The sequence below is a fragment of the Sphingomonas endolithica genome (genome assembly GCF_025231525.1).
GTDB lineage: Bacteria > Pseudomonadota > Alphaproteobacteria > Sphingomonadales > Sphingomonadaceae > Sphingomonas > Sphingomonas endolithica.
In genome coordinates, this window is sequence record NZ_CP103057.1 from 306,182 (window position 1) to 332,049 (window position 25,868).

Consider the following 25,868-nt stretch of genomic DNA (forward strand, 5'->3'; position numbering starts at 1 on the left):
CGGCTAGAGGTCGGAGGCGCGGGTTCCGACCAGGCTGACCACATCCTGTGCGAGGATGGCGAGATCGTGCGGTTTGCCGTCGCGGTCGCGGACGTGGTTCTTGAGCAGTGCCTCGGCGCGGAAGCCGAGGCTTTCGAACAGCATGACCGAGCCGATTTGGTCGGGGGTCATCTGGGCGGTCAGCTTCTCGACCCCGCGTTCCGGTGCCACCGCAAGGATCGCCTCGAGTAGATCGCGACCCAGACCGGCACCCCGCTTGGTCGGCGCCACGAGCAGGCGGATCTCGCCGACATGCGCGCTCCAGCCGAGCGGGTCGCGCACCAGCGCCGCGGTGCCGACGAATTCGCCGTCATCCTCTGCCACCAGGCTGTCGATCCAGCCTTCCTCGATCGCGACCTGCCACGCATCGATGACACGCGGATGCCGCAGATCGCGGCCGAGAAACAGCAGATCATGTTCGGGGAGCGATTCCGCGAAGGCGAGCATGGCATCGCGATCGGCGGGGCGAAAACGTCGGATGCGGTAGCTCATGTCGATCGTTTCCCCAGCCCGTCGCCAGCCAAGCTGACATGCCGCGGCTGCATTGTCACCCATGCCGTACCCGGCACGCCGCGAGCGATCGCGATGATGCCCCTGCTGCGCAAAGCATTCGTGCAGCATGTCTGCAGCATCAGGGTGCGGGTGACCGCGCCGGCACGGGCCCGTTTGGCGTGGGCTCGAGCTGTGAATCGCCGCCTAGCACGCGGTACAAAGCCGCAAGATTGGTCCCGCCGGTCAGCTGCGTGGTGACCAGCTGGCGTCGTGCGGAATATAGCGAGCGTTGTGCGTCGAGGCTCTGCAGGAAGGTATCGATCCCGCCGCGGTAGCGTGCATCCGACAGGCGATAATTGTCATCGGCCGCGGCAGCGAGCGAGCGGGCGGCGCGGGTCTGTTCGGCGATCGTGCCGCGCCGCGCCAGCGCATCGGATACTTCACGGAATGCGCTCTGGATCGCGCGTTCGTAGCTGGCCAGAGCGGCGTCGCGCTGCGCCTCGGTATAGCGCACGTTGGCGCGCCCCGCACCGGCACGGAAGATCGAATAGTCGACCGACGGACCGGCGGAATAGTTGAAGGCATTGCCACTGAACAAGCCGCCCAGCGAGCTGCTGGCGAGGCCGAGCACGGCGGTGAGCGAAATACGCGGGAACAGTTCGGCACGCGCTGCGCCGATCTCGGCATTGGTGGCGCGCAGCTCGTATTCGGCCTGCAACACGTCGGGGCGCCGCAGCAGCACGCCGGAATCGAGCCCGGCGGGAAGTTCGGCGAGCGTGGTCGAGGCTTCCTCGATCGTCTGCGGCAGCAAGCCGGCATCGACCGGGGCGCCGACGAGCAGTTGCAGCGCATTGACGTCCTGCGCCAAAGCAGTGCGTTGCTCGGCGAGATCGGCTTGCGCCTGGGCGAGCACGAGCCGTGCCTGGTCGACATCCGTTCGTGGGGCAACGCCGCCCTGGCGGCGCGCATCGGTGAGCCGCACGCTGCGTTCGGCACTGGCCGAGGTATCCTGCGCGATGGCGAGCAGGCTGCGGTCGGCGGCATAGGTGAGCCAGGCAGTAGCAATATCGCCGACCAGCGTCAGCCGTGTGGCGCGAGCGGCGGCTTCAGTCGCGAAATAGCGGTTCTGTGCGGCAGCGCTGAGCGAGCGAAGACGGCCGAACAAGTCGATCTCGAACGCGGTGATGCCGAGATCGGTGCTGTAGGCGGAACGGGCGCCGCCGGTGCTGGACTGGCCAATATTGGTACCACCGTTGCCACCGGTACCATCCGTCCCCCCGTTACCATCCGTACCACCGGTACTGCCGGTATTGTTCTGATTGCTGTTGCGGCTGTTGCCCGTGCCCGAGTCCGAACGCGTGAAACCTGCCGATACATTGACCTGCGGCAGCTGTTCGGCGCGCTGGATGCGGTATTGCGCACGGGCAGCGACGATGTTGGCGGCGGCGACGCGCAGATCGCGATTGTTGATCAAAGCCCGTTCGATGATCCGCTGCAGGCGGGGATCGCGGAAGATGTCGCGATAGGTCACCGCCGGGAGGGTGGCCTCGCTTTGCTTGAGATAAGCGTCACCGACAGGCCAGGAGGGAGGGACCGGGAGGGCGGGCTCGACGTATTTGGGCGCGAGCGAGCAGGCGCCGAGTGTCGCGCTTGCCAGCAGCATCAGCACCGTTCGCGCTGGGCTTGTCGACGCACGTGGGGCTGGCCTGGCGCGTAAGGCAGGTCCTTCGACAAGCTCAGGACGAACGGGGGAGAGGTTGGCTACGGGGGGGATGGTGGTCATGCCGCAGGCTCCGGCTTGGGTTCGCCGGGGTGCGAGGGTTCGCTGTGATCGTGGTGGATCTTCTTGAGCACGTCGCGCGTGCCGCGGCGCACGAGGACGAAGAAGAGCGGGATGTAGAAGATCGCCAGGATCGTGGCGGTCAGCATGCCGCCGATCACCGCGGTGCCGATCGCGACACGGCTCTGCGCGCCGGCACCGGTCGAGATGGCAAGCGGCAGCACGCCGAAGATGAAGGCGAGGCTGGTCATCAGGATCGGGCGCAGGCGGAGGCGAGCGGCCTCCAGCGCAGCTTCGATGATGCGCTTGCCCTTCTTTTCCGCCTGTTCGGCGAATTCGACGATCAGGATCGCGTTCTTGGCCGCCAGCCCCATCGTTGTGAGCAGGCCGATCTGGAGATAGACGTCGTTCTCGAGGCCGCGCAGCGTCACCGCGAACACGGCGCCGACCAGCCCCAAGGGGATGACGAGCAGCACCGCGACCGGGATCGACCAGCTTTCGTACAGAGCGGCGAGACAGAGGAACACGACGAGCAGCGAGATGCCGTAGAGGAACGGCGCCTGGCCCGAGGACAGACGTTCCTGAAACGACAGGCCGGCCCAGGCGACCGAGGTACCGGGGATTTCTGATGCAAGCTGTTGCATGCGGTTCATTGCGTCGCCCGAACTCTGCCCTTCGGCCGGCTGGCCGGAGATTTCGTAGGAGGGCACGCCCTGGAAGCGCGCCATCGACGGCGGTGCCGTGCCCCAGGAGATGGTCGAGAAGGAGGAGAAGGGTGCCATCTGGCCATCGGCGGTGCGCACGTACCATTGCCGCAGATCATCCGGGCTGGCGCGGTAAGGGGCGTCACCTTGGACATAGACCCGCTTCACGCGACCGCGATCGTTGAAATCGTTGACGTAGCGGCCGCCCCAGGCGGTCGACAGCGTCGCGTTGACGTCGGCCTGGCTCAGCCCCAGCGCGCTGAGCTTGGCCTGGTCGATGTCGATGCGGAGCGTCGGCTGATCCTCGAGGTCGGTCAGACGGATCGCCTGCAGATTGCTATCGGCACGGGCCGCGGCCATCAGCTTGTCGCGCGCCGCCTTGAACTCCTCGCGGCTCATGCCCGAGCTGTTCTGCAACTCCATCGTGAACCCGGCGGACTGGCCGAGGCCACGCACGGCTGGCGGCACGGTGACGTAGATCTCGGCATCGCGCAGCCCGCCCAAGGCCTGGGAGGCACGGCGGGTGATCGCCTGCGCGCTGTTTTCCTTGCCCTTGCGATCCGCCCAATCGGTCATGGCGATAAAGCCGCGACCGGTATTCTGCCCGCTGGCGCCGCCGCCGCCGCCGCCGGCGTTCGTGAAGAGTACCTTCACGTTCGCCTTTTCCTTGGTCATGAAATAGCGCTCGATCGCCTTCTGCGTGGCCACGGTGCGCGCCTGGGTGGCGCCGGGGGGAAGGTTGAACTGTATCTGCGCGCCGCCCTGATCCTCGGTCGGAAGGAAGCCCGTCGGCAACCGCAGGAACAACACGGCAAGAAGTGCGACCACACCGGCATAGATCAGCAGGAACAGCCATTTGCGGTTGACGACCGTGCCGACCGCCGAGACGTATTTCTCGGTCGTGCGCTCGAAATTGTTATTGAACCAGTCCTTGGCCGGCTGCGTCTTGCGCGCGACCCAGCCGTCCTGCTTCTCGTCACTGCGTTTCTTGAGCAATGTAGCGGTGAGCGCCGGGGTGAGGACGAGCGCCACGACGACCGACAGGATCATCGCCGAGACGATCGTGACAGAGAATTGCCGGTAGATCACGCCGGTCGAACCGCCGAAGAACGCCATCGGCAGGAACACTGCCGACAGGACCAGCGCGATGGCGATGAGCGCAACAGTGATCTCGTTCATCGACTGGATCGTCGCGTCGCGCGGGCTCATGTCCGGATTTTCGTCCATGAGACGTTCGACATTCTCGACCACAACGATCGCATCGTCGACCAGCAGGCCGATGGCGAGGACGAGGCCGAACAAGGTCAGCGTGTTGATCGAGAAGCCGGCGAGATAGAAGACGCCGACCGTGCCGAGAAGTACCACGGGAACGGCGATCGTCGGAATGAGCGTCGCGCGCCAGCTCTGCAGGAAGACGAACATGACGATGACGACGAGGATGATCGCCTCGATCAGCGTCTTCACGACCTCGTCGATCGATAGATTGATGAAGTCGGTCGAATCGCGCGGGAAGTTGAATTGGAAGCCCGGCGGGAAGGACTTGGCCGAGGTCTCGATCTCCTGCTTGACCAGATCCGACACGGTCAGGGCGTCTGCGCCAGGCGCGAGCGACACGGCGATGCCGGCGCCGGGATGGCCGTTGACGCGGCTGACGACGCCGTAGCTTTCCGCGCCGAGCTCGATCCGAGCCACGTCCGACAGACGGACGACCGAACCATCGCGCGCGGTCTTGACCACGATGGCGGCGAACTGCGCCGGCGTCTGCAGGCGCGACTGCGCGGTGACGGTGGCGTTGAGCATCTGCGAGTCCGGCATAGGCTGGCCGCCGATCTCGCCGGCGGCGATCTCGGTATTCTGCGCGGTGACGGCGTTGATGATGTCCGACGGGATCAGTGAGTAGCTGGCCAGCTTGTCCGGTTGCAGCCAGATGCGCATGGCATATTGCGAGCCGAACACGTTGGTGTCGCCGACTCCGGGGATGCGGCCGAGCCGATCCTGGAAATTGGCGATCAGGTAATCGGACACGTCCTGGTTCGTCAGCCGGTCGGTCGAATCGTAGATCGCCACCAGCAGCAGGAAATCGGGGTTCGATTTGGTGACGGTCAGGCCCTGTTGCTGGACCTGCTGGGGCAGGCGGCTGATCGCCTGCTGCACCTTGTTCTGGACCTGGACCTGCGCGATGTCTGGATCGACGCCCTTCTCGAACGTCGCGGTGATCGTCACCGAGCCGCGCGATGAGCTGCTGGAGCTGAAATAGAGCAGGCCGTCGATGCCGGTCAGCTGTTGTTCGATGACCTGCGTGACGCTGTTCTCCAGCGTCTCCGCCGAGGCGCCGGGGTAGGTCGCGCGGACGTTGACGTTGGGCGGGGCGACGTCGGGGAATTGCTCGATCGGCAGCGAGTAGATCGCGCCGATCCCGCCCAGCATGATGATGATCGCGACGACCCAGGCGAAGATCGGCCGATCGATGAAGATGCGCGAGATCATGCCGCGATCAGCCCTTGGTCTGCGCGGATGTGGCTTCGCCCTTGGCTGGTGGTTTCTTGAACTGCTGCGCGGAGCCGGCGGCCACCGGTTTGATCGGCTGACCCGCCTTGGCCCGCGCGGTGCCCTCGGTGATCACCTTGTCACCGGGCTTGAGGCCTTCGGTGACGACCCAGTTGGGACCGACTACGCGGGTGGCGGTGATCTTGCGTTCGATCGCCTTGTTGCCCGGACCGACGAGCAGCACGGTGGTGCCGCCCTTGGGGTCGCGCTTAACGCCGGCTTGCGGGACGAGGAAGGCGTTGTTGTCGACCGATTGCGCGAAGGTCGCGCGCACGAACATGCCGGGCAGCAGCAAGCCTTGCGGATTGGGGAAGCGAGCGCGCAATGTGACGGTGCCGGTGCTTTCGTTGACCAACGCCTCGGCGAACTCAACGCGGCCGGTCTGACCGTAGACGCTGCCGTCTTCGAGCTTCAGCCGCACCATTGCGCTGGATGGCACGACGCCGCCTGCGGCCAGGGCGCGACGTAGCGCCAGCAGGTCGGCGCTGGATTGCTGGATGTCGACGAACATCGGATCGAGGCGCGAGATGGTGGTCAGCGGGTCGGCCTGGCTAGCGGTGACCAATGCGCCTTCGGTGAACAGCGAACGGCCGATGCGGCCGGTGATCGGCGCGGGCACATTGGTGAAGCGCAGATTGATGCGGGCGGTTTCGAGCTGGGCGCGGCTCTGCGCGACGGCGGCCCTTGCCTGGCTGGCCTGGGCGGTGGCGTCGGTATAATCCTGCTGCGCGACGGCCTCGATCGCGGCGAGCGGTTTGTAGCGCTCGGCGCGGATCCTTGTGGCTTGCGCATTGGCCGACGCGCTGGCGAGGTTGGCGCGGGCTTCGTTGGCCGATGCCTCGTAGAGGCTGGGATCGATCTGGTAGAGCGTCTGTCCCGCGCGGACGATCGATCCCTCGGTGAAGAAACGGCGGCGGATGATGCCCGAGACCTGCGGGCGGACCTCGGAGCTCTGGAACGCGGCGGTGCGGCCGCCAAGTTCGGTGGTCAGCGGGACGGATGTCGGCTGTACGACGACATAGCCGACCTCCGGTGTGCCCGTCTGGCCACGCCCGCCCTTTTCCTGCGCCTTCTCGCCGCCGCCGCATGCGGCCAGGGTGAGGAGCGTGACAAGCAATACAGACTTGGTCGGCGCTATAGGGCGCAGGAGCATTCGGGAATTCCACCGCATGATAGTCGCTGGCCCCGCGATGGCAGCCCGCTTGCCCGACGTCAAACACGATAGGTGCGTTGTCGTTCCTAAGTTGCGGCGAATGCTGGTCAAATGGGTGCCTCGCGGCGCAGGCGGACGATCGCTGCGTCTAGCGCCGACAGAAAGCGCGAACGATCCGCTTTCGAGAACGGGGCGGGGCCGCCGATCGCGTCTCCGCCAGCGCGCAGATCGGCCATGATCGCGCGCGTGGCGATAGCGCCGCCGATCGAGGCATTGGTGAAGGGCTTGCCGGTGGAAGAGAGCACGGTCGCCCCGGCCTTCAGGCAGCGGTCAGCGAGCAGGATGTCGGCGGTGATGACGATCGATCGCGGCGTCGACTGTTCGGCGATCCAGTCGTCGGCGGCGTCGAAGCCGTCGCTGACCACGACGCGGTCGATCAGCGGGTGGGCGGGCACGCGGAAGTGGCTGTTGGCGACGATGGTGACCGGGATCTCGGTGCGATAGGCGACGCGGTAGATCTCGTCCTTGACCGGGCAGGCGTCGCCATCGACGAGGATGCGGAGAGTGTTCGTCACTGCCCTCTCTCCGTAAGCACTACCCCGGCGAAAGCCGGGGCCCAGTCGGGAGACGAGGGTTGGCGCGTGCTGCGCTTCATTACTTCAACCTTCGCGACTGGACCCCGGCGTCCGCCCGGGTGGTAGTAGGAGGGGTTACCGCTGCCGGTCGTTGGTCCGGCGATAGCCCTGCTTTGGCGCATGCCGCGTCGGCGCCGGGCCACTGGGGCGCGCGCTTGGCGTCAGGCGTGGGCGATGCTCGGCCGCGCGGGGTTCGCCTTCGACCGCTTCGATGCGGATCGCATTCTCGTCCTGACCTTCGAAGTTCGCGGTGCGGGCGACGGAGGCGGCGAACTTGTTAGCGATGGCGCGCGGCACCTGGAACATCGTTTCGCCGGCCGAGATCCGAATCGCGCCGATCTCGTTCTTTGTGATGTGGCCGCGACGGCAGATCAGCGGCAGGAGCCAGCGCGGATCGGCATTTTGGCGGCGGCCGATATCCATGCGGAACCAGACGATGTCCTCGAAGCCTTCACGGTGTCCGTCGTTGCGCGGGGCGGAGCCCGGCGCTTCCTTGCCGGAGCCGATCAGCTCCTCGGCAACCGGCATACGCGCACGGTGCGCGCGGACGAGCAGAGCGGCAATATCCTCGGCGCTCTTTGTTTCGAGCAGCTTGGCACCAAGCGCGCGATCGTCATCGTCGATCTCGACTTCTTCCATCAGCGTGGTGAGCAGGCGCTCACGATCCTTGTCGCGAATGTCGTCCAGCGTCGGCGGGTTGATCCAGTCGGCATTGATCCGGGCGCCCTTCAGCATCGATTCGACGCGGCGGCGGCGCGGATAGGGGACGATCAGGATCGCCGTGCCCTTGCGGCCAGCGCGGCCGGTGCGGCCCGAGCGATGCTGCAGCGTCTCGGCATCGCGCGGCAGTTCGACATGCACGACGAGGCTGAGCGTCGGCAGATCGATGCCGCGCGCGGCCACGTCGGTGGCGACGCAGATGCGCGCGCGCTGGTCGCGCAGCGCCTGCAGCGCGGCGTTGCGCTCGTTCTGGCTATGCTCGCCGGACAATGCGACGGCGCTGAATCCGCGCTCGATCAGCCCGGCATGGAGATGGCGGACATTGTCGCGCGTCGCGCAGAACAGCATCGCGGTTTCCGCTTCGTGGAAGCGCAGCAGGTTGACGACGACATTCTCGATATCGGCCGGCGCGCAGGTCACTGCCTGGTAGGAGATGTCGCCATGCCCGCGATCCTCGCCGACGGTCGAGATGCGCACCGCGTCGCGCTGGTAGCGCTTGGCAAGCGCGGCGATCGTCTTGGGGATCGTGGCGGAAAACATCATCGTGCGGCGCTCGGTCGGCGTGCCGTCAAGGATCTGCTCGAGATCCTCGCGGAAGCCCATGTCGAGCATCTCGTCGGCCTCGTCGAGCACGGCGACGCGCAAGGAGGACAGGTCGAGCGCGCCACGCTCCAAGTGATCGCGCAGGCGGCCCGGCGTGCCGACGACGATATGCGCGCCGTGGGCGAGCGCGCGGCGCTCCTTCGAGGCGTCCATGCCGCCGACACAGGTGACGATGCGACCGCCGGTCTTGGCGTACAGCCACATCAGCTCACGACTGACCTGCAGCGCGAGTTCGCGGGTCGGCGCGATGACCAGGGCCAGCGGGCCCTTCTGGGGGAGGCGACCGTCTTCATCGAGCAACTGCGCCGCCATGGCGAGGCCGAAGGCGACGGTCTTGCCCGAGCCGGTTTGTGCCGAGACGAGCAGATCGCGGCCGACCGCTTCGGGCTCGAGCACGCCGGCCTGGACCGGGGTGGGGGCGGCATAGCCGCGTTCGGTGAGCGCTTCGGTGAGAAGCGGGGGAAGTGCTGAAAAAGGCATGTTGGTCTCGGTTATCTATTATGGCCCGATACCGGTTCCCCCGCGAAAGCGGGGGCCCAGAGTCACGAGCGGTGTCGTGTTTGGCGGTCTGGACCCCCGCCTACGCGGGGGAACGGTAACGCCGGCAATATCAGATGGACTGGCCCGCGGCCCATCCGCTCGCCCATGCCCATTGAAAGTTGTAGCCGCCCAGCCACCCTGTGACATCGACCGCTTCGCCGATCGCATACATGTTTTGTACGCGTTTGGCTTGCATTGTTTGCGATGACAGCTCGGCGGTGCTGATTCCGCCGATCGTGACCTCGGCTTTGGCATAGCCTTCGGTGCCGTTGGGGGTGAAGCGCCAATCGGCCAGGCGACGCTCGGCATCTTTCAAAATGCCGTCCTTGATATTGTGCAATTCCCCCGAAATTTCAAGGCGTTCTGAGAGGGTCTCGGCAAGGCGGCCGGGTAGTGCGGCGGCGAGCGCGGCGGTGAACTGGCCGCGCGGTTTGGCGCGCTTGGCAGCAGTGAGCCAGCCGGGCTTCGCCCCAGGAAGAAAATCGATGCCGACCGTTTCCTGAGAGCGCCAATAGCTCGAAACCTGCAGGATCGCTGGGCCCGAGAGGCCGCGATGGGTGAACAATGCGGCTTCGCGGAACGTGGTCTTGCCGCATTTGGCGACCACCTCGGTAGCGACACCGGAGAGATCGCGGAACAGGGTTTGATCGCCGCCCAAGGTAAGCGGCACGAGCGCTGGGCGCGGCTCGACGACCTTGAGGCCAAACTGGCGCGCGACGTCATAGGCAAAGCCGGTCGCGCCCATTTTCGGGATCGACGGGCCGCCAGTGGCGAGGACGAGGGAAGTCGCGCTAACCTCGCGGCTGCCGAGCTTTACGCGGAAAAGGCCATCGGCATGGTCGATCGTGCCGATCGATTCACCGAGCACATGCTCGACGTTTCCGGCGTCGCATTCGTCGAGCAGCATGGCGACGATCTGCTTGGCCGAGCCGTCGCAGAACAATTGGCCGAGCGTCTTTTCGTGCCAGGCGATGCCGTGTTTCTCGACCAAAGCGAGGAAGTCCTGCGCGGTGTAGCGGCCGAGCGCTGACTTGGCGAAATGCGGGTTGGCGGAGATGTAGCGTTCGGGGGCGGTGTGCAGGTTGGTGAAGTTGCAGCGTCCGCCGCCGGAGATGACGATCTTCTTGCCGGGGGCGTCGGCGTGATCGACCAGCAGCACGCGCTTGCCGCGCTGGCCCGCGGTGGCGGCGCACATCAGGCCGGCAGCGCCGGCGCCGAGGATGATCGCGTCATAGGGGAGGGGTGAGGGCAATGGCCGGCCTTAGCAAACGGGTTCCCCAGCGGAGGCCGGGGTCCAGTCCCGAGGCGGCAATTGGCGAACGCTGTGCGTGGTTACAACCACCTTGCCGACTGGGCCCCGGCCTCCGCCGGGGAACAAGAAGGTCAACGCAGCTTCGCGATGTTTAGCCCGTCTTCCTTGGCCTTGTCCTTCACCGATTCCTCGGTGCGGGTCAGTGCCTTGGCGATGGCCTTCAGGCCCATGCCCTTCTTGGCCAGCGTGTGGAGCTTCTGGATCTCGTCCTGTTTCCACGGCTGACGGTGTCGTGCGAATGCTTCGGCCATCTCAATCTCCCTGCGCGATATCGAGCACGTCGATCATCGTGCCGTTGAACTCGACCTGCTCGCCGATTTCTGCGCCGATCAGCGCATGCGCCAAGGGTGCCTGGAAGCCGACGCGCCCGGTGGTCGGATCGGCTTCGTCCGCGCCGACGATCTCGACGATGCGATCGGCCTTGTTCATGCGGATGGTGACGCGCGAGCCGATGCCGGCCACGCCGGGTTCAGGTGGTGGCGCAATCTCGGCCGTGGTCTGGCGCGTATGCCAGTAGCGCAGTTCGCGCTTGGCGGCGGCACGCGTTTCGTCGTCGGGCGCTGCGGCGACGGCGGCCTCGATCTCGGCGACCTTCGCGGCCAGCAGCTTCAGCCCGCGCGGGGTGACCAGGTTCGGGCCCGCCGGTAGCGGAATCTCGAACTTCGGTTCCTTGTGTTCCTCGTCGCTCTCGCGGCGAAATGCGACGCTCATGGCACTTTTCTCATCATGCCCATGTGATGCCCCGCGGCTCTTGGGGCAAGCGCCGTGCTGTGCTAGGGGCGCGCCCATGCTGAATATCAATGGTATCACGGTGCGGCTTGGCGGCCGCATGATCCTCGACCGCGCGAGCGCCTCGCTGCCGCCCAAGAGCCGCGTCGGGCTGATCGGCCGCAACGGGGCGGGCAAATCCACGCTGATGAAAGTCATGATCGGACAGCTCGAGCCCGATGATGGCGAGATCGAGATGCCGAAGAAGACCCGCATCGGTTACCTGCAGCAGGAAGCGCCGCATGGGCAGACCACGCCGATCGATACGGTGCTGGAGGCTGACCGCGAACGCGCCACGCTGCTGATCGAAAGCGAGACCTGCGAGGATCCCGATCGGCTCGGCGAAGTATACGAGCGGCTGATGGCGATCGACGCCTATACCGCGCCGGCACGCGCCGCGAGCATCCTGGTGGGCCTGGGCTTCGACGAGGAAATGCAGAACCGCCCGCTCGACAGCTATTCGGGCGGCTGGAAGATGCGCGTCGCGCTGGCGGCGCTGCTCTTCTCCGAGCCGGACTTGCTGCTGCTCGACGAGCCGTCGAACCATCTCGATCTCGAAGCGACCTTGTGGCTGGAGAATTTCCTCAAGGCCTATCCAAACATGATCGTGATTATCAGTCACGAACGCGATCTGCTCAACAACGTGGTCGATAACATCCTGCATCTCGAAGGCGGCAAGGTGTTCCTCTATTCGGGCGGCTACGATTCGTTCGAGCGCCAGCGCGCCGAGCGTGCGGCGCAGCTCGCCGCGGCCAAGGCGAGCCAGGATGCGCAGCGCAGCAAGCTGCAGGAATATATCGCCAAGAATTCCGCACGCGCCTCGACCGCCAAGCAGGCGCAGTCGCGCCAGAAGATGCTCGCCAAGATGCAGCCGATTGCCTCGATGGCCGACGATCCCACGCTGTCGTTCGAGTTCCCGAACCCGGAGGAGTTGCGGCCGCCGCTCGTCACGCTCGATATGGCGAGCGTCGGCTATACCGAGAACAAGCCGATCCTGCAGCGGCTGAACCTGCGGCTCGATCCCGACGATCGCGTCGCTTTGCTGGGCCGCAACGGCAACGGCAAGACCACGCTCGCGCGCCTGCTCGCCGCGCAGCTGACGCCGATGGATGGTGAGATCGCCGTGTCGGGCAAGATGCGCGTCGGCTATTTCACGCAGTATCAGGTCGAGGAACTCGATACCGAGGACACGCCGGTCGAGCATATGGCGCATCTGATGAAGGGCAAGACGCCCGCCGCGGTGCGCGGGCAGCTCGGGCGGTTCGGCTTTTCGGGCGAGAAGGCGACGACCAAGGTCGGCAAGCTGTCGGGCGGCGAACGCGCGCGGCTGGCGCTGGCGCTGATCACCCGCGATGCGCCGCATATGCTGATCCTCGACGAGCCGACCAACCATCTGGACGTCGATGCGCGCGAGGCACTGGTGCAGGCGCTCAACGCCTATACCGGCGCGGTGGTGATCGTCAGCCACGATCGGCACATGATCGAGCTCACCGCCGACCGGCTCGTGCTGGTCGATGCCGGCCAGGCCAACGAATATGCCGGCAGCCTGGAGGATTATACCGACTTCATCCTGGGCAAGAACCAGCCGAAGAACGACGGCCAGAAGTTCGGCAAGAAGGACAAGAAGGCTGCCGCGGCGGCGCGCGAGAAAACGGCCGAGTTGCGCAAGGCGGCACAGGATGCCGAGGCGATGACCGTCAAGCTCATGGCGGAGCGCAGCGTGATCGACCGGGCGATGTTCGATCCGTCTGCCGCCGAAGGTAACCTTGCCAAGCTCTCGATGTCCGAGCTGTCCCGCCGTCGGGCCGATGTCGCCGCGCGGTTGGAAGCGGCAGAAGCGGCGTGGCTGGAAGCCAGCGAAGCGGTGGAACAGGCAGCTTGATCGTCTCGGCGGGTATGGCGACCCCGCGGGATTGTTAACCCTTTGGCCATACAAGGTTTGCGGACGGTGAGACCGTCGTCCCGGTAGGCGGAAAGAATCATGGCGCGTATCATCTGCGTTGAAGACGACGATCTGGCCGGCGAGTTGGTGAAGGATGTGCTGACCCAGGCCGGGCATCTGGTGGGTGTCGTCAGCCACGGGACGCTGGCGTACGAGACGATCGCGTTCAAGAAACCCGAGCTGGTGATCCTTGATTGGTCGCTGCCCGGCATGCAGGGGATCGAGATCCTCAACCGGCTGCGTCGCAGCCCGGACACTTATCTGACGCCGATCCTCATGCTGACGGCCAAGCGCGGCAAGCGCCTGGAAGACGAGGCGATCGAAGCGGGAGCCGATGATTTTCTGGTGAAGCCGTTTACGCCGGAGGATCTGGTGCAGCGCGTTGCCGCCGCGCTGGACAGGAAGAGCTTCGCCGCCAGCAGGAAGATCCGCTAGGTAGCGCCGAGCCGCGTCAGCGTCCGGTTCGCGAACCTCGTGCGTCGGCTGCCAGGATCGCGTTTGCCCGTTCGCGTTCTGCGAGCAATTCCTCGACCTGGAAGACCAAAGCCTCGGGATCGAACGGCTTTTTCACGTAAGCGTCCGCGCCGGCGAACATGGCGAGATCGACATCCTGCGAGCTGCGTCGCGCGGTCAGCATCATCACCGGCAGATCGAACAAGGCAGGGGTGTTGCGCAATTCGCGCAGCACCAGCACACCCGAGGTGCCCGGCATGTTGCAGTCGAGGATGAGCAGGTCGGGCCGGCGCGCCTTGACGACACGTAGCGCCTCGTCCCCGTCGGTGACCAACCCGACACCGTGCCCATTGGCGAGCAGGGTATCGCGTACGATCTCACCTACGATTTCGTCGTCGTCCGCGATGATGATCCGTGCCATTTAATAAGTCCTTTGATGGTCGTTGCTAAGGCGTAATCCTTTCGCAATCCCGAACGACGGGAGCGCCTAAGCCGCTTCGCGAATCGCTTCTACTGCCAAGCGGATGTTTCCGACACGGGTGTCAGCGCTCCAGTCGCCAATGCCTTCCTCCAGGATGAGGGCGAGTTCGCCGAGCGCGGCGTCGTCGAACATTGCCGCAGTGCCGGCGAGCTTGTGCAGCAGCCCTGCTACATCGGTGAGCTCGGTGTCCGAAAACTGCGCTTTGCGCACCAACTCGTCGAGCGCTTGAAGCACCTCGTCCTTGCGGAGCTGATAGCGTTCGCGCAGCTTGGCACTGGGACCGAAGGCAGCCGTTGTGGCGGACGAGGCGGGCGACGGGGTCGGGAGGTTGCCCCAGCGATGCAAGGCATGCTCAAGGTTGGCGAGGGTGACCGGCTTGGCAAGGTGATCCTGCATCCCGGCTGCCAGACAGGCGGAGATATCGTCGGCATAGGCATTGGCGGTCAGCGCGACGATCGGCAGTTCGCTGGCGGTGATGCCGAGCGCCCGCAGACGTCGGGTAGCTTCGGGGCCGTCGACAATCGGCATCTGAATGTCCATCAGCACGAGATGGTACGGTTCGCCTGCCGCGCGGGATGCCTCGATCATGGCGACGGCCGCGGCTCCATCGGCCGCGATGACCGGTTCGCAGCCCAACTGTCGGAGCATGGCCATGATCAGCAGCTGATTGACGTCATGGTCTTCGGCGACCAGCACGCGACGGCGTTCCTGGGCACGCCCGCGAACGGGGGCTTCCGGCGTGCGGCTCGGGGCGGCTGGCTCGTTGGCTAGGGGCGCGGCGTCGCTGGCCACCAGCGGCAAGGTCAACGTGAAGCACGAGCCGCGCCCGGGTTGGCTGGTGATCTCCAGACGTCCGCCCATCAATTCGGCCAGGCGCGCGCTGATCGGCAGGCCGAGCCCGGTGCCGCCGAAACGCGCGGCGGTGCCTGCCTCTGCCTGCACGTACGTCTCGAATATTGCGGCCTGGCGATCCGGGTCGACGCCGATGCCAGTGTCCTCCACTTCGATTGCCAGGCTGGCACCTTCCGCGGTTTCGATCGGCGCCGCGCGCAGGGTGATCGATCCCTGCGGGGTGAACTTGGCGGAGTTGCCGAGCAGGTTGAGGATGATCTGGCGTAGCCGGAGCCCGTCGCCCTTGATCATCCGGGGGAGCGCATCGGCGATCTCCAGATGCAGCGCCAAGCCCTTTTGCTCCACTGCCGGCGTGACCAGCCGCACACAGGCGTGCAGGGCATGGCGCAGGTCGAACGCTTCGCTGGCGATGCGCATCTGCCCCGCTTCGACCTTCGACAGATCGAGGATGTCGTTGAGCAACCGCATCATCGCACGTCCTGAATCGGCGATCAGTTCGGCCTGACGGCGCTGTTCCGGGGCGAGCTTGCCGGTGAGAAGCAACTCGGTGAAACCGATCACGCCGTTCATCGGCGTGCGGATCTCGTGGCTCATATTGGCGAGGAAGGTCGATTTTGCCTGGACTGCCAGTTCGGCCCGCTGCCGGGCCGCCTCCACATCCAGTTCGAGCTCCTTGCGCTTGGTAATGTCGCGCACGGCGGAGATGATTTCGAGCGGCTGCCCGTCCTTCCCGCGGACCAGGCCGACATTGGATTCCACCCAACGCCATGTTCCCGGCACGTCACGCATGATCGTCCGGTAGGTGATCAGCATGCGGTCGCGCTCTCCGCTGCACAGCTGCTCCAGCCCGCTCGAGAGCACAGCTTCGTCCTCGGGATGGACGCCGAGCATGACATTTTGACCGACCACCAGCGCCGGATCGATGCCGAACACCTGCTGGGTGGAAGGTGATGCGTAGTCGAAGGTTCCATCCAGGCAGACACGGAATACGGCATCGGTGGCGTTGTTCGCCAATAGCTGCAATTGCGCTTCGGCGAGTTCGCGCTTCTGGATGTCTTCGGCGAGCTGGTTATTGGCATCGCCCAGCGCGCGCAGCCGCAGCATGCGATCGTGCCAGACCAACGCCGCCAACAGCAGGATCATCACCACGCTGACGCCAAGGACCGCCTTGGCCAGGCGCTCCAGGCTGAGCGAGCGGTTGGCACGTTGCTTCAACAGACGTGCTTCCTCGTCGTTGATGCGAGTGATCGTGTCGGTGATGGCGGTGCTGGCATTGCGATTGGCCGGGCTGTCGATCAGGCTTGCCGCTTCATTGATCCTGCCTTGCCGGAGCAGTTCGAACGTTCGATCCATGTCGGCAAAGCGCCAGTCGATCACGTCGGTCAGTGCGCGGACGTTGAGCTGCTGGCGTGGATTGTCCTCCGTCATGTCGGCGAGCGCGGCCAGTTGCGTGCGGGTCTCGGCGCGGGCGATATCCACCGCCGCCAGGTCCTGTGGGTTGCCGGTCAGCACAGCGCCGCGGCGACTGAGTTCGGCCCGCAGGCTGGCGATCCGCGCTTGCGCCAGGCGCGCCTGCACCTGGACCGTGTGGTTGACCAACCGGTCGGAGCGATCCTGCTGCCACTGCAATCCCGTCACTGCGAACCCACAGCACAGCAGCAGCCCGAAGGTGAGTATCACCAGATAGAAGGAACGCGCGCGTAGAAGGGACATGGATGCTCCTGACCATTATCTCTCTACGACCGGACGATTACCGTACTGCTAACCGTCGACCCTTTGGGGCTGGCGCAGCTCAGAGCGTCTTGAGCGTCTCCCCAATCTTGTCCAACTTACCTGCGGCGTCCGGCATGACGTGGCGGGCGGCGCGGGCGAGATCGGCGGCGCGCTCGGCGAGCATGCGACGCTCCGGCTCGCCAGGGAGCAGCGGCTCCATGCCGCGCAGCATCGTGAACGTCATGCCGGCATGCACATCGGCTTCGGTCGTGCTGGCGGGCAGCCGGGCGAGCAGCGAGGAAGCGTCGCCCAGCACATGCATCATGTCGATGGCCGCGGACATCAGCAGCTTCTGCTCCTGTGCCCGGTTGGCGCCGGTACGGCCGAAGCATTGGACGAGGCGCCGCAGCAGCAGGCCGTAGCTGGCGCAGGCGAAATCGAGCAGCCCCGTCGCCGCGGGATGATCGACGAACAGCGTGCCGTTCGGCTCGGCCGGGCGGCGCAGCACCGGGCTGTCCGCCACCGGCCATGCCGGCGCAAAGCCGGGATCGTTGCGGGTCATCTCGGCGAGCTCGTCGCGAATGGCCAGGAAGTGGCGGTAGTGCGACTCTTCTTGCTCGGTGGACGATCCCTCGCCCTGTTCGATCACCACATCGATCGCTTCCGTAGCGCCCTCGAGGTCGAGGATCGGGATGACGCCTTCCAGATCGATGACGTCGCGACCGACTTGCGCACCTGCGTCGCCGAGGAACAGCATGTCGCCGCCGAGTTGGCGCTCCAGCGCCACGAGATTGGCGCGGATCGCCTCGTAGAGATGCCCGATCGTGGCATAGTCCTGTGCGCTCGGCATCAGCCCGATGCGCGCCTGGTCGCGGCTATAATCCTGCTGTTCGAAGGAGTCGCCATCCTGTCCCTCCACGCCTTGTGGTCGTTCGAGGAAGATGAAATGTTCCAGCGTCTCGGCGTCGAACGCTGTCAGCCGTACCGCAACGCAGGCGGGGAAATAGTCCGGGGAGATCGGGAAATTGGGCCGCGCGAAGTGCGGGCGCCCGCCGACCGCGACGGTCAGGTTGGCCACGATCACGAGGTGGCCCATCTCCTCCACGGCGACAGCGATGATCGTCTTGCGCCAGCGCTCCAGCACCGCGCCCTGCGCCGGCGAGACGCCGGCTTCGCCGGCACGTTTGAGGCTGAAGGCGGCATACAGATAGCTGCACATCAAGGTATGTTCGATCTCCGCTGCCTCGGCGAGCAGATGGAGGAGCTGCTCGCGCGTGCCGAGGACGATATCCGGCTCCGGCGGGGCGGACAGCGGACCGTCGGCGACCGACAGAGAGGGAATTGTCATCGTGCTCGGCCTTGCTCGTTGGATCATGCGGCTGCTGCCAAGGCCGCACCTTGCGCTGAACTATCCGTTTCAGCGAGCGGGCAACCGCCGGTGTTCCTGGCGGACATCGTGTTGATGTATCAAGGCAAAAACCACTTAGCTGCGCCTTTATCCCTGAGGATGTTGTTGGCTTGGGAACTCTGGAGGCTATGATGTGCGAGGCAATGCGACAGCCCGCAGGACTAGATCAACTCGGAAAGACAGCGTTTACCGTAAAGTTTCTTGCTGCAGTGCAGCGCAAACGCTAGATCAAGGGGATGACCGATACCATGACCGCTGAGCGGCCCGCCGCCATCGTGCCGACGACCACCCCCACGGTGTTCGAGGCGATCGTGCGCAAGATGTGCATCGCCGCGACATACAACAAGATCGAGATGACGCTCGCGCCGCATGTCATCTATACCAAGCATGACGAATTGTTCGTCGATGCCGAGGTGATCGCGCGCGACGGCAAGCCGCCCAAGGAGCCGAAGATCGGCACGTTCAAGCTGGTCGGCCTCAACGCGCTGCGCCTGACGCCGCGGGCGTTTCGCGTCAGCCCGCTGTTCGAGACCGGCAGCTTCAAATATGCCGACACGACATTGATGGCGGTCGAGCCCGACTGACCGCTACAATCGAGGCGGCGAAGTTGAGGAAGTTTCTCTGCACGCGCCTCATGTTTCGCCTTTGCCAATTTTGCGATCGATGCGCGGCCGACGATCGGCAGCGGTGAGCGCCGCCATGGCGAGGCGGTTGTCGAGACGGTGCGTGGTGGTGCCGGTGAAGTTGCCGCGGTAGAAACGCGGCACGGTAACGCCGTTCGTCGCGCGGTCCAGCGCGAGATCGAAGGCACGGTCGCAGGCCTCGGCGAGCGCGCGATCCCAGGCGGCGGCGAAATCCTCGCCGCCAGGCCGGTTGCGCAATTTGTAGGCGGACTGGCCGGAGCAGCCGGCAGCCTTTGCCGCGCGATCGACCACGCCGATCTCGCGCAGCAGCAGGATGAAGCGGCACTGGCGCTGTTCGGTCCAGCCATCGTGACGCGCAGTCAGCGACGGGGCGGGGGTGAAGGTGAGCGCGTAATCGTCATCCTCGGGCGAGGAGGGCGGATCGGCGGGCGGGCGAGGGGCGGCTGAGGCGGTCATCGGGCGAATGTGACGCGCCGAACCCGTTATTTGAAGATGCCCGGGCGCCGCGGCGCGCCGATTGTTGGAGAGGAGCGCGAACGCTCCCCTCCCTTGAACGTCGGCTTAGCGGCAGACGGTGTAGCGCTGGTGGTGACGATAGACGATGCGGCAGTTGTTGCGACCGCGGTGGCCACGCCAGTTGCGGCGATCGCGGCGATCCCACCGACGATTGTCGTGGCGGTCGTAGCGACCATCACGGCGATCATAACGATCGTGCCGGTCTCCGCGATCGTAGCGGATGTCCTGATTGTAGCCGCCGTCATAGCGCTGGGCGGATGCCTCGGCCGATACGCCGACGCCGGCGACCAGCAGGGCGGCGGCGAACAGATGGGCGATCTTCATGCGAACGTTCCTTTCGGGAGCCCGGGATGGGCTATGCGGAGAGGGGTACGCGGTGGCGGCGATATCGTTCCTGAATGCGGGTGTAGGCTGGGGTACATGTTGGGTGGACCGGTGGCCTGCTGCGCTCAATCGGCGCGAGAGCGATTCCTACGTCACTTAGCGCGACCAACGGTCCTGCGACTTCCTCTAAGAAGTAAGAAGCTGGACCCCGGGTCGAGCCCGGGGTGACGGCTGCGGGACCGACCTACTCAGCCTACCGTCACGAAGCTGTCCATCACCCGCTTGCGCCCGGCGCTCTCGAAATCGATCTCCAGCTTGTTGCCTTCGATCTCGGCGATTTCACCATAGCCGAACTTCTGGTGGAACACGCGCATGCCGACCGACACATCGTCGCGGCCCTTGTTGCCGAGGCTGACGGCCGAGGCGCGGGCTTCCACCACGCGGCTGGGCTCGCGGGAGAAGGTGCGGCTGGTGAAACTGCCGCCGGGCTTGGCGGGGTCGATGCCGCCGCCCACACCGGCCGCGCGTTGCCAGCCGGGGCCACGGCCGGCGCCGCGCGCGACATCGGCAAAGGGGTCGGCGCGTTCGCTCCAATTGGCCTGCCACAGGCTGGCGCCGCCCGACATGGTGGTTTCCTGCTCGATATGATGGTCGGGCAATTCGCCGACGAAGCGGCTAGGGATGCTGCTGGTCCACTGGCCGTAGATGCGGCGGTTGGCGGCGTGGATGATCACCGCTTTGCGGCGCGCGCGGGTGATCGCGACATAGGCGAGGCGGCGTTCCTCTTCGAGGCTGGCGAGACCGCCTTCGTCCAATGACCGTTGCGAGGGGAACAGGCCTTCCTCCCAGCCGACCAGGAAGACGGTGTCGTATTCCAGGCCCTTGGCGGCGTGGATCGTCATGATCGTGACCTTGGGATCCTCGGCATTGCTCTCGTTATCCATGACGAGGCTGACATGTTCGAGGAACGCGCCGAGATTCTCGTATTCCTCCATCGCGCGGACGAGCTCGGTGAGGTTCTCCAGCCGGCCGGCGGCTTCGGCGGATTTTTCCGCCTGATACATGCCGGTATAGCCGCTCTCGTCGAGGATCTGGCGGGCGAGATCGGGGTGGGGGAGTTCGCCCGCCAGCGCCCGCCACCGCGCCATGTCGCCGACGAGATTGCCGAGCGACTTGCGCGCCGCGCCGGTCAGCTCGTCGGTGTCGAGGATGCGCGCGGCGGCGGTGGTGAGGGGGACGCCGGTGGCGCGGGCGAGCTGATGGACCTTTTGCACTGCCTTGTCGCCAAGGCCGCGCTTGGGCACGTTGACGATGCGTTCGAAGGCGAGATCGTCGGCGGGCTGCGCGACGACGCGGAGATAGGCGAGCGCGTCACGGATTTCGGCGCGTTCGTAGAAGCGAAAACCGCCGACGATGCGATAGGGCATGCCGATCGAGATGAAGCGGTCCTCGAACTCGCGCGTCTGGTGCTGGGCGCGGACGAGAATGGCGACGTCGTCGAGCGATTTGCCGGCGCGCTTGCACGTCTCGATCTCCTCGCCGACGCGGCGCGCTTCCTCGGGGCCGTCCCAGACGCCGAGCACCTTGACCTTCTCGCCGACGTCGAGCTCGGTCCACAATTGCTTGCCGAGGCGGCCGCTATTGTTGGCGATCACGCCGCTGGCGGCGCCGAGAATGTGCGGGGTTGAGCGGTAATTCTGTTCCAGGCGGATGACCTTCGCGCCGGGGAAATCCTTTTCGAACTTCAGGATGTTCTCGACCTGCGCGCCGCGCCAGGAATAGATCGACTGGTCGTCGTCGCCGACGCAGCACAGGTTCTTGCGTTCCTGTGCGAGCAAACGGAGCCACAGATACTGGACGCTGTTGGTGTCCTGGTATTCGTCGACCATGATGTATTTGAAGCGGCGCTGATAGTCGGCGAGCACTTCGCGGTCGCGCTTTAGGATGACGAGCATGTGGAGCAGCAGATCGCCGAAATCACACGCGTTGAGCGCGATGAGGCGCGTCTGGTACGCGGCGTACAGCTCGCCACCGCGACCATTAGCATAGAGCTCACTTTCGCCGGCGTCGATGTCTGCAGGAACGAGGCCCTTGTTCTTCCAGCCGTCGATCAGCCCGGCGAGCGCGCGGGCGGGCCAGCGTTTCTCGTCAATATCGGCGGCGAGGATCAATTGCTTGAGCAGGCGGAGCTGGTCGTCGGTGTCGAGGATGGTGAAGTTGCTTTGCATGCCGACGAGCTCGGCATGGCGGCGCAGCATCTTGGCGCCGATCGCATGGAAGGTGCCGAGCCAGGGCATGCCCTCGACCACGTCGCCGACGAGCTTGCCGACGCGGTGCTTCATCTCGCGCGCGGCCTTGTTGGTGAAGGTGACCGAGAGGATCTCGGATGGCCAGGCCTTTTTGGTGAAGAGCAGATGGCCGAGGCGCGCGGTGAGCGCGGCGGTCTTGCCGGTGCCGGCCCCGGCGAGGACGAGCACCGGACCCTCGGTAGTGAGCACGGCTTCGCGCTGCGGCGGGTTCAGGCCGCGCAGGTACGGCGGTTCGGGGGCGTGGGTCGGGGCGGAGGACATTCGTGAACAGGTAGGGAACGCGAGGCGGCAGGGCAACCTTGGCGTGCGCTCTTCGGTGCTCCAACAACAACGGCCCGACACGCGTGTCGGGCCGAGGCCGTCCAGGGAGCAAACCTGACGCAGGAATATGTAATTCCTACTTAGCCGATCGGAAATAAAGTCTTGCTTGTCGGCACGCTAGTTGGGCTTGGGCGCCGGCTGTTGAAACGAAAAAGGGCCAGCCACCCTCGCAGGCGGCTGGCCCTCACTTGCCGGCTAGCGAGTGCGGTTTATTCGCCGGTGTTGCCGGCCGTGTCGTTGAGCTCGACGCTGCTGTTCGCATCGTCCAGCGCGACATTGTCGCCGGTGTTCAGCGCGGTATCTTCCGCGTTGAAGTTCTCGAGCGGCGCATCTTCCGAGTTGAGCACGGTCGTGTTGTCGATCGACGTCGCGCTGTTGTCGGCGCCTTTGTCGCCACAGGCAGCAACGGTCAGCGCGGCAGCGGCCACGAGCGACAGGGTCACGAACTTCTTCATCAATGGTCTCCCAGTTTCCAGGTCTTCGAACGATCCCCATTGCCGCGCCGGACGCGGCGCCGAATGACATCGGAGGATCTGCGTATTTGATAATCCCCTCGGTTGGTAGGAAAAAGAACTATCGGCGCCGTGAAGGCGCGCTTTCAGCGTGGGCAGCGGGTTGTTGCATTCCTGTAACAGCTTGCAACATTCGATTGGCGATGGGCTTCGGCGCGCAGTATTGCGATTGTCAGCCTGCTGCGTTGCGATATCTTCTATGTTCCTGGGTATCAGATGTGGGGAAATTATGCGCTACAAGACGATCTTGCGCTGCGGTGCGATGCTGCCGATGGCGATGCTGGCGGCCGGTATCGGGCACGCGCAAACGGCCGTGCCAGCGGGCGATGCTGCGGTGGAGACAGTGGCGGCCGACGACATCGTCGTTACCGGATCGCGCATCCGCCGCGACCCGACCGAACAGCCGCAGCCGGTGGTCGTCGTCGACGAGGCGGCAATCGCGAAAACCGGGCTTTCCTCGATTGCCGACGTGCTGCAGCGGCTGCCGAGCTCGTCGGGGGGGCTCAACACCAAGTTCAACAATTCGGGCAATCTCGGCAACCCACCCGACGGCGGCGGGGTCGGCGCGGGATCGGCGGCGATCGACTTGCGTTATCTGGGCGCCAAGCGGACGCTCGTGCTGGTCGACGGCATGCGCTACGTCAACGGCGCGAGTGCGAGCGGCATTCCGGGCACGGTCGACCTGAATTCGATTCCCGATGTGATGATCGGCCGCGTCGAGGTGCTGCAATCGGCGGCGTCGGCGCTCTATGGTTCGGACGCGATCGGCGGCGTCGTCAACATCATCACCAAGTCCGGGCAGAAGGGGCTGAGCGCGTCGGCGCAATATGGCCAGTTCCTGGGCAAGGATGATGGGCAGACGCAGAATTACCAGCTGAGCTATGGCTTTGGCGGGCCGCAGACGCATGTCGATGCGGGCGTTTTCTATACCAAGCAGCAGGACGTGCGCGCCAGCGACCGCTCGATTTCGCAATTTCCCAATCCCGGACAGGCGAGCTGTGCCGAGCCGATCGGCGGGTGTTCGAGCTTCACGCCGCTGGGGCGTTTTGTCGTTAATGGGCAGAATCTCACATTGCGTGGACCGGTAGCTGGACGCCCGGTTTACGATCCGACACTAGCAACCGGAGACTTCAAGTTGCTGTTGCCTGCCGATCGGTACAATTTCGCGCCGCTCAATTACTTCCTGACACCGAACGAGCGTTATGGCGGCTTCGTCAACGCGCGCGCGGAGTTCTCGGATGCGCTCAACCTGCGCGTGAAGGCGGTGTACAACCGCCGCAATTCGCAGAACCGAGCGGCGTTCCTGCCACTTGGCATCGGGCCAGATGTCGGCAACGGCAATCTGCTCGACACGATTTCGGTCGACGTCACCAATCCGTACAATCCGTTCGGCGCTACGTTGGTGCCGGGGCAGAACTATACCGCGGTGTACCGCCGCTTGGTCGAGGCTGGGCAGCGTACCTACAGCCAGCAGGTCGACACCATGTCGGTCACCGGCACGCTGGACGGCAAGTTCCAGATGTTCGGGCGCAATTGGTATTGGGATGCCAACGCCTCGGTCGGGCAGAATGACGCGCATCAGTTATTCACCGGCAACGTCAACGTTGCGCGGCTGCAGCAAGCGCTTGGGCCGGTCAGCGACTGCACCGGGCCGTGCGTGCCGTTCAATTTCTTTGGTGGTGTGGGATCGATCACCCCTGAGATGCTGGCCTATGTCGGGTTCGACGAACGCTCGCGCAGTTCGCAGCGGCTCGACGATTATACCGCCAACCTGACGGGTGAATTGTTCGACCTGCCGGGCGGGCCGGTGGGCATCGCGATCGGCTATGAGCATCGCTTCCAGTCGGGCAATTTCGTACCCGATCCGGTCATCCAGGCCGGACTCGGTGCCGACATCCCGGCGCAGGCGGCGAGCGGCCAGTTCAACGTGGACGAGCTGTATGGCGAGCTGCGGCTGCCGTTGTTGAAGGACGTGCCGTTCTTCCAGTCGCTGGAACTGAACGGTGCGGCGCGCCATTCGAATTATTCGACCTTCGGCGGCAACACGACGCTGACCGGGGGCGTGCTATGGAAGCCGGTCAGCGACCTGCTGCTGCGCGGTTCCTATGCCGAAAGCCTGCGGGCGCCATCGATCGGCGAATTGTACGGTGCGCAGTCGCGCTTCGATCAGCCGCTGTCCGATCCTTGCTCCAACATCGCCGGATCGCAATATCAGGCATCAGCGACGGTGCGCGCCAATTGCGTGGCCAATGGCGTGCCGGTGAGCGGCAGCTATCAGGAGCCGAACGGCCAGCTGCCGGTGCTGACCGGGGGCAACCGGGATTTGCAGCCGGAAACGGCGCGCACGATCCTGTTTGGTGGGGCATACAGCCCGGCCTGGGCACGCGGCGGATCGCTGCGCACGCTGAGCCTGGAGGTCAATTACTATGACATCAAGGTGAAGGGCGCGATCGCATCGATCGGCGCGGACGTGCTGCTCGACCGTTGCGCGCAAGTCGCCGACGCGTTGAGCTGCGCTGCGATCCGTCGTGCACCAAGCGGGATCATCTCGTCGATCAACGGTGTGCTGCTGAATACCGGCGGTATCCGGACGCAGGGCATCGATGCGACGTTCAACCTGCGCACGTCGGAGACCGGCGCGGGCAGCTTTGGCCTGTATGCCGCGGGCAACTACCTGCTGAAATATTCGGAAACGGTGCCGGCGACGACAGGCAGCACCACCACCGAATATACCGGCACCGAGCGCGGAAGCCCCGACCAGGCCTATCCCAAGTTCAAGGGGCAGGCCACGATCGACTGGGCAGTAGGGCCCATCGCTGCGTCGATCACCGGACGGTATATCGATGGTGTCGACGACGTGAAACCCGACAACAGCCCGAACCGCATGAAGAGCCGCCTCTATGGAGATGCGCAAGTACAGTTCAGCCCAAGCTGGATGCAGGATCGGATTGCGTTGACGCTCGGCGTCAACAACCTGTTCAACAGCAATCCGCCAGCCTGCTATAGCTGCAGCCTGAACAATTACGATCCGACGACGTACGACGTGCCGGGCCGGTTCGGCTATGTCCGGTTGTCCTATAAAATGTAGTCGATCCTCCCC

20 protein-coding genes are annotated in these 25,868 nt (G+C 65.1%); 4 read left to right on the forward strand and 16 right to left on the reverse strand.

The features are described from left to right. Positions 1-3: 3 nt before the first annotated feature. From NV382_RS01555 to NV382_RS01595, 9 genes are all read right to left on the reverse strand, one after another. On the reverse strand, positions 4-660 hold the full coding sequence (locus tag NV382_RS01555) for a GNAT family N-acetyltransferase (protein WP_260598799.1): 657 nt from the start codon (positions 658-660) through the stop codon (positions 4-6). Between the two features lie 10 nt (positions 661-670). Further along, positions 671-2,194, reverse strand: coding sequence for an efflux transporter outer membrane subunit (locus tag NV382_RS01560; RefSeq protein ID WP_260598800.1), 1,524 nt, complete (start codon positions 2,192-2,194; stop codon positions 671-673). A gap of 116 nt (positions 2,195-2,310) precedes the next feature. After that, positions 2,311-5,502 carry an efflux RND transporter permease subunit gene (locus NV382_RS01565; protein WP_260598801.1) on the reverse strand — a complete coding sequence of 1,064 codons (3,192 nt, stop codon included), beginning with the start codon at positions 5,500-5,502 and terminating at the stop codon, positions 2,311-2,313. A gap of 7 nt (positions 5,503-5,509) precedes the next feature. Further along, on the reverse strand, positions 5,510-6,715 hold the full coding sequence (locus NV382_RS01570) for an efflux RND transporter periplasmic adaptor subunit (RefSeq protein WP_260598802.1): 1,206 nt from the start codon (positions 6,713-6,715) through the stop codon (positions 5,510-5,512). 107 nt (positions 6,716-6,822) lie between these two features. After that, positions 6,823-7,290, reverse strand: a complete 468-nt coding sequence (locus tag NV382_RS01575) for a YaiI/YqxD family protein (RefSeq protein ID WP_260598803.1) — start codon at positions 7,288-7,290, stop codon at positions 6,823-6,825. 135 nt (positions 7,291-7,425) lie between these two features. After that, positions 7,426-9,153, reverse strand: coding sequence for a DEAD/DEAH box helicase (locus NV382_RS01580; protein WP_260598804.1), 1,728 nt, complete (start codon positions 9,151-9,153; stop codon positions 7,426-7,428). Between the two features lie 130 nt (positions 9,154-9,283). After that, on the reverse strand, positions 9,284-10,408 hold the full coding sequence (locus tag NV382_RS01585; RefSeq protein WP_260600270.1) for a BaiN/RdsA family NAD(P)/FAD-dependent oxidoreductase: 1,125 nt from the start codon (positions 10,406-10,408) through the stop codon (positions 9,284-9,286). Positions 10,409-10,596: 188 nt separating this feature from the next. Next, the gene (locus tag NV382_RS01590) at positions 10,597-10,776 is read right to left on the reverse strand and encodes a hypothetical protein (protein WP_260598805.1); all 180 of its coding nucleotides are present in this window, start codon (positions 10,774-10,776) and stop codon (positions 10,597-10,599) included. Position 10,777: 1 nt separating this feature from the next. Continuing rightward, positions 10,778-11,236 carry a GreA/GreB family elongation factor gene (locus tag NV382_RS01595; protein WP_260598806.1) on the reverse strand — a complete coding sequence of 153 codons (459 nt, stop codon included), beginning with the start codon at positions 11,234-11,236 and terminating at the stop codon, positions 10,778-10,780. A gap of 76 nt (positions 11,237-11,312) precedes the next feature. Between NV382_RS01595 and NV382_RS01600 the strand changes: the two genes are divergently transcribed. Together NV382_RS01600 and NV382_RS01605 are read left to right on the forward strand one after the other, a co-directional pair. Beyond that, positions 11,313-13,175: an ABC-F family ATP-binding cassette domain-containing protein gene (locus NV382_RS01600; protein ID WP_260598807.1), complete on the forward strand. Its 1,863-nt coding sequence runs from the start codon at positions 11,313-11,315 to the stop codon at positions 13,173-13,175. A gap of 99 nt (positions 13,176-13,274) precedes the next feature. Further along, positions 13,275-13,670: a response regulator transcription factor gene (locus NV382_RS01605; protein ID WP_260598808.1), complete on the forward strand. Its 396-nt coding sequence runs from the start codon at positions 13,275-13,277 to the stop codon at positions 13,668-13,670. Positions 13,671-13,686: 16 nt separating this feature from the next. Here NV382_RS01605 and NV382_RS01610 read toward each other — a convergent pair whose 3' ends face one another. The 3 genes from NV382_RS01610 to NV382_RS01620 form a co-directional block, all read right to left on the reverse strand. Continuing rightward, entirely contained in the window at positions 13,687-14,109 is a 423-nt protein-coding gene (locus NV382_RS01610; RefSeq protein WP_260598809.1) for a response regulator transcription factor, read from the reverse strand. A gap of 66 nt (positions 14,110-14,175) precedes the next feature. Further along, a complete protein-coding gene (locus NV382_RS01615; RefSeq protein WP_260598810.1) occupies positions 14,176-16,734 on the reverse strand; it encodes a hybrid sensor histidine kinase/response regulator in 2,559 nt (852 codons plus the stop codon). A 79-nt stretch (positions 16,735-16,813) separates the two neighbouring features. Continuing rightward, positions 16,814-18,082, reverse strand: coding sequence for a ferritin-like domain-containing protein (locus NV382_RS01620; RefSeq protein WP_260598811.1), 1,269 nt, complete (start codon positions 18,080-18,082; stop codon positions 16,814-16,816). A gap of 296 nt (positions 18,083-18,378) precedes the next feature. On the opposite strand from NV382_RS01620, the gene NV382_RS01625 reads away from it, so the two are divergent. Then, entirely contained in the window at positions 18,379-18,726 is a 348-nt protein-coding gene (locus NV382_RS01625; protein ID WP_260598812.1) for a hypothetical protein, read from the forward strand. A gap of 48 nt (positions 18,727-18,774) precedes the next feature. Here NV382_RS01625 and NV382_RS01630 read toward each other — a convergent pair whose 3' ends face one another. The 4 genes from NV382_RS01630 to NV382_RS01645 form a co-directional block, all read right to left on the reverse strand. Next, the gene (locus NV382_RS01630; protein WP_260598813.1) at positions 18,775-19,242 is read right to left on the reverse strand and encodes an acetylxylan esterase; all 468 of its coding nucleotides are present in this window, start codon (positions 19,240-19,242) and stop codon (positions 18,775-18,777) included. A 105-nt stretch (positions 19,243-19,347) separates the two neighbouring features. Beyond that, positions 19,348-19,626 (reverse strand): hypothetical protein, encoded by a 279-nt coding sequence (locus NV382_RS01635; protein ID WP_260598814.1) that lies wholly within the window; start codon positions 19,624-19,626, stop codon positions 19,348-19,350. A gap of 248 nt (positions 19,627-19,874) precedes the next feature. Further along, entirely contained in the window at positions 19,875-22,196 is a 2,322-nt protein-coding gene (locus NV382_RS01640) for an ATP-dependent helicase (RefSeq protein WP_260598815.1), read from the reverse strand. 269 nt (positions 22,197-22,465) lie between these two features. Then, complete coding sequence (locus NV382_RS01645) at positions 22,466-22,711, reverse strand: hypothetical protein (RefSeq protein WP_260598816.1); 246 nt, start codon at positions 22,709-22,711, stop codon at positions 22,466-22,468. Positions 22,712-22,997: 286 nt separating this feature from the next. On the opposite strand from NV382_RS01645, the gene NV382_RS01650 reads away from it, so the two are divergent. Then, complete coding sequence (locus NV382_RS01650) at positions 22,998-25,856, forward strand: TonB-dependent receptor domain-containing protein (RefSeq protein ID WP_260598817.1); 2,859 nt, start codon at positions 22,998-23,000, stop codon at positions 25,854-25,856. The last annotated feature ends 12 nt before the right edge of the window (positions 25,857-25,868 follow it).

What these genes read in the sequence shown, in the direction of transcription:
- NV382_RS01555 (WP_260598799.1), bottom strand. Translation starts at nt 660, where the DNA reads ATGCTGCACGAATGCTTTGCGCAGCAGGGGCATCATCGCGATCGCTCG.
- NV382_RS01560 (WP_260598800.1), bottom strand. Translation starts at nt 2,194, where the DNA reads ATGCTGCTGGCAAGCGCGACACTCGGCGCCTGCTCGCTCGCGCCCAAA.
- NV382_RS01565 (WP_260598801.1), bottom strand. Translation starts at nt 5,502, where the DNA reads ATGATCTCGCGCATCTTCATCGATCGGCCGATCTTCGCCTGGGTCGTC.
- NV382_RS01570 (WP_260598802.1), bottom strand. Translation starts at nt 6,715, where the DNA reads ATGCTCCTGCGCCCTATAGCGCCGACCAAGTCTGTATTGCTTGTCACG.
- NV382_RS01580 (WP_260598804.1), bottom strand. Translation starts at nt 9,153, where the DNA reads ATGCCTTTTTCAGCACTTCCCCCGCTTCTCACCGAAGCGCTCACCGAA.
- NV382_RS01585 (WP_260600270.1), bottom strand. Translation starts at nt 10,408, where the DNA reads ATGTGCGCCGCCACCGCGGGCCAGCGCGGCAAGCGCGTGCTGCTGGTC.
- NV382_RS01590 (WP_260598805.1), bottom strand. Translation starts at nt 10,776, where the DNA reads ATGGCCGAAGCATTCGCACGACACCGTCAGCCGTGGAAACAGGACGAG.
- NV382_RS01595 (WP_260598806.1), bottom strand. Translation starts at nt 11,236, where the DNA reads ATGAGCGTCGCATTTCGCCGCGAGAGCGACGAGGAACACAAGGAACCG.
- NV382_RS01600 (WP_260598807.1), top strand. Translation starts at nt 11,313, where the DNA reads ATGCTGAATATCAATGGTATCACGGTGCGGCTTGGCGGCCGCATGATC.
- NV382_RS01605 (WP_260598808.1), top strand. Translation starts at nt 13,275, where the DNA reads ATGGCGCGTATCATCTGCGTTGAAGACGACGATCTGGCCGGCGAGTTG.
- NV382_RS01610 (WP_260598809.1), bottom strand. Translation starts at nt 14,109, where the DNA reads ATGGCACGGATCATCATCGCGGACGACGACGAAATCGTAGGTGAGATC.
- NV382_RS01615 (WP_260598810.1), bottom strand. Translation starts at nt 16,734, where the DNA reads ATGTCCCTTCTACGCGCGCGTTCCTTCTATCTGGTGATACTCACCTTC.
- NV382_RS01620 (WP_260598811.1), bottom strand. Translation starts at nt 18,082, where the DNA reads ATGACAATTCCCTCTCTGTCGGTCGCCGACGGTCCGCTGTCCGCCCCG.
- NV382_RS01625 (WP_260598812.1), top strand. Translation starts at nt 18,379, where the DNA reads ATGACCGATACCATGACCGCTGAGCGGCCCGCCGCCATCGTGCCGACG.
- NV382_RS01630 (WP_260598813.1), bottom strand. Translation starts at nt 19,242, where the DNA reads ATGACCGCCTCAGCCGCCCCTCGCCCGCCCGCCGATCCGCCCTCCTCG.
- NV382_RS01635 (WP_260598814.1), bottom strand. Translation starts at nt 19,626, where the DNA reads ATGAAGATCGCCCATCTGTTCGCCGCCGCCCTGCTGGTCGCCGGCGTC.
- NV382_RS01640 (WP_260598815.1), bottom strand. Translation starts at nt 22,196, where the DNA reads ATGTCCTCCGCCCCGACCCACGCCCCCGAACCGCCGTACCTGCGCGGC.
- NV382_RS01645 (WP_260598816.1), bottom strand. Translation starts at nt 22,711, where the DNA reads ATGAAGAAGTTCGTGACCCTGTCGCTCGTGGCCGCTGCCGCGCTGACC.
- NV382_RS01650 (WP_260598817.1), top strand. Translation starts at nt 22,998, where the DNA reads ATGCGCTACAAGACGATCTTGCGCTGCGGTGCGATGCTGCCGATGGCG.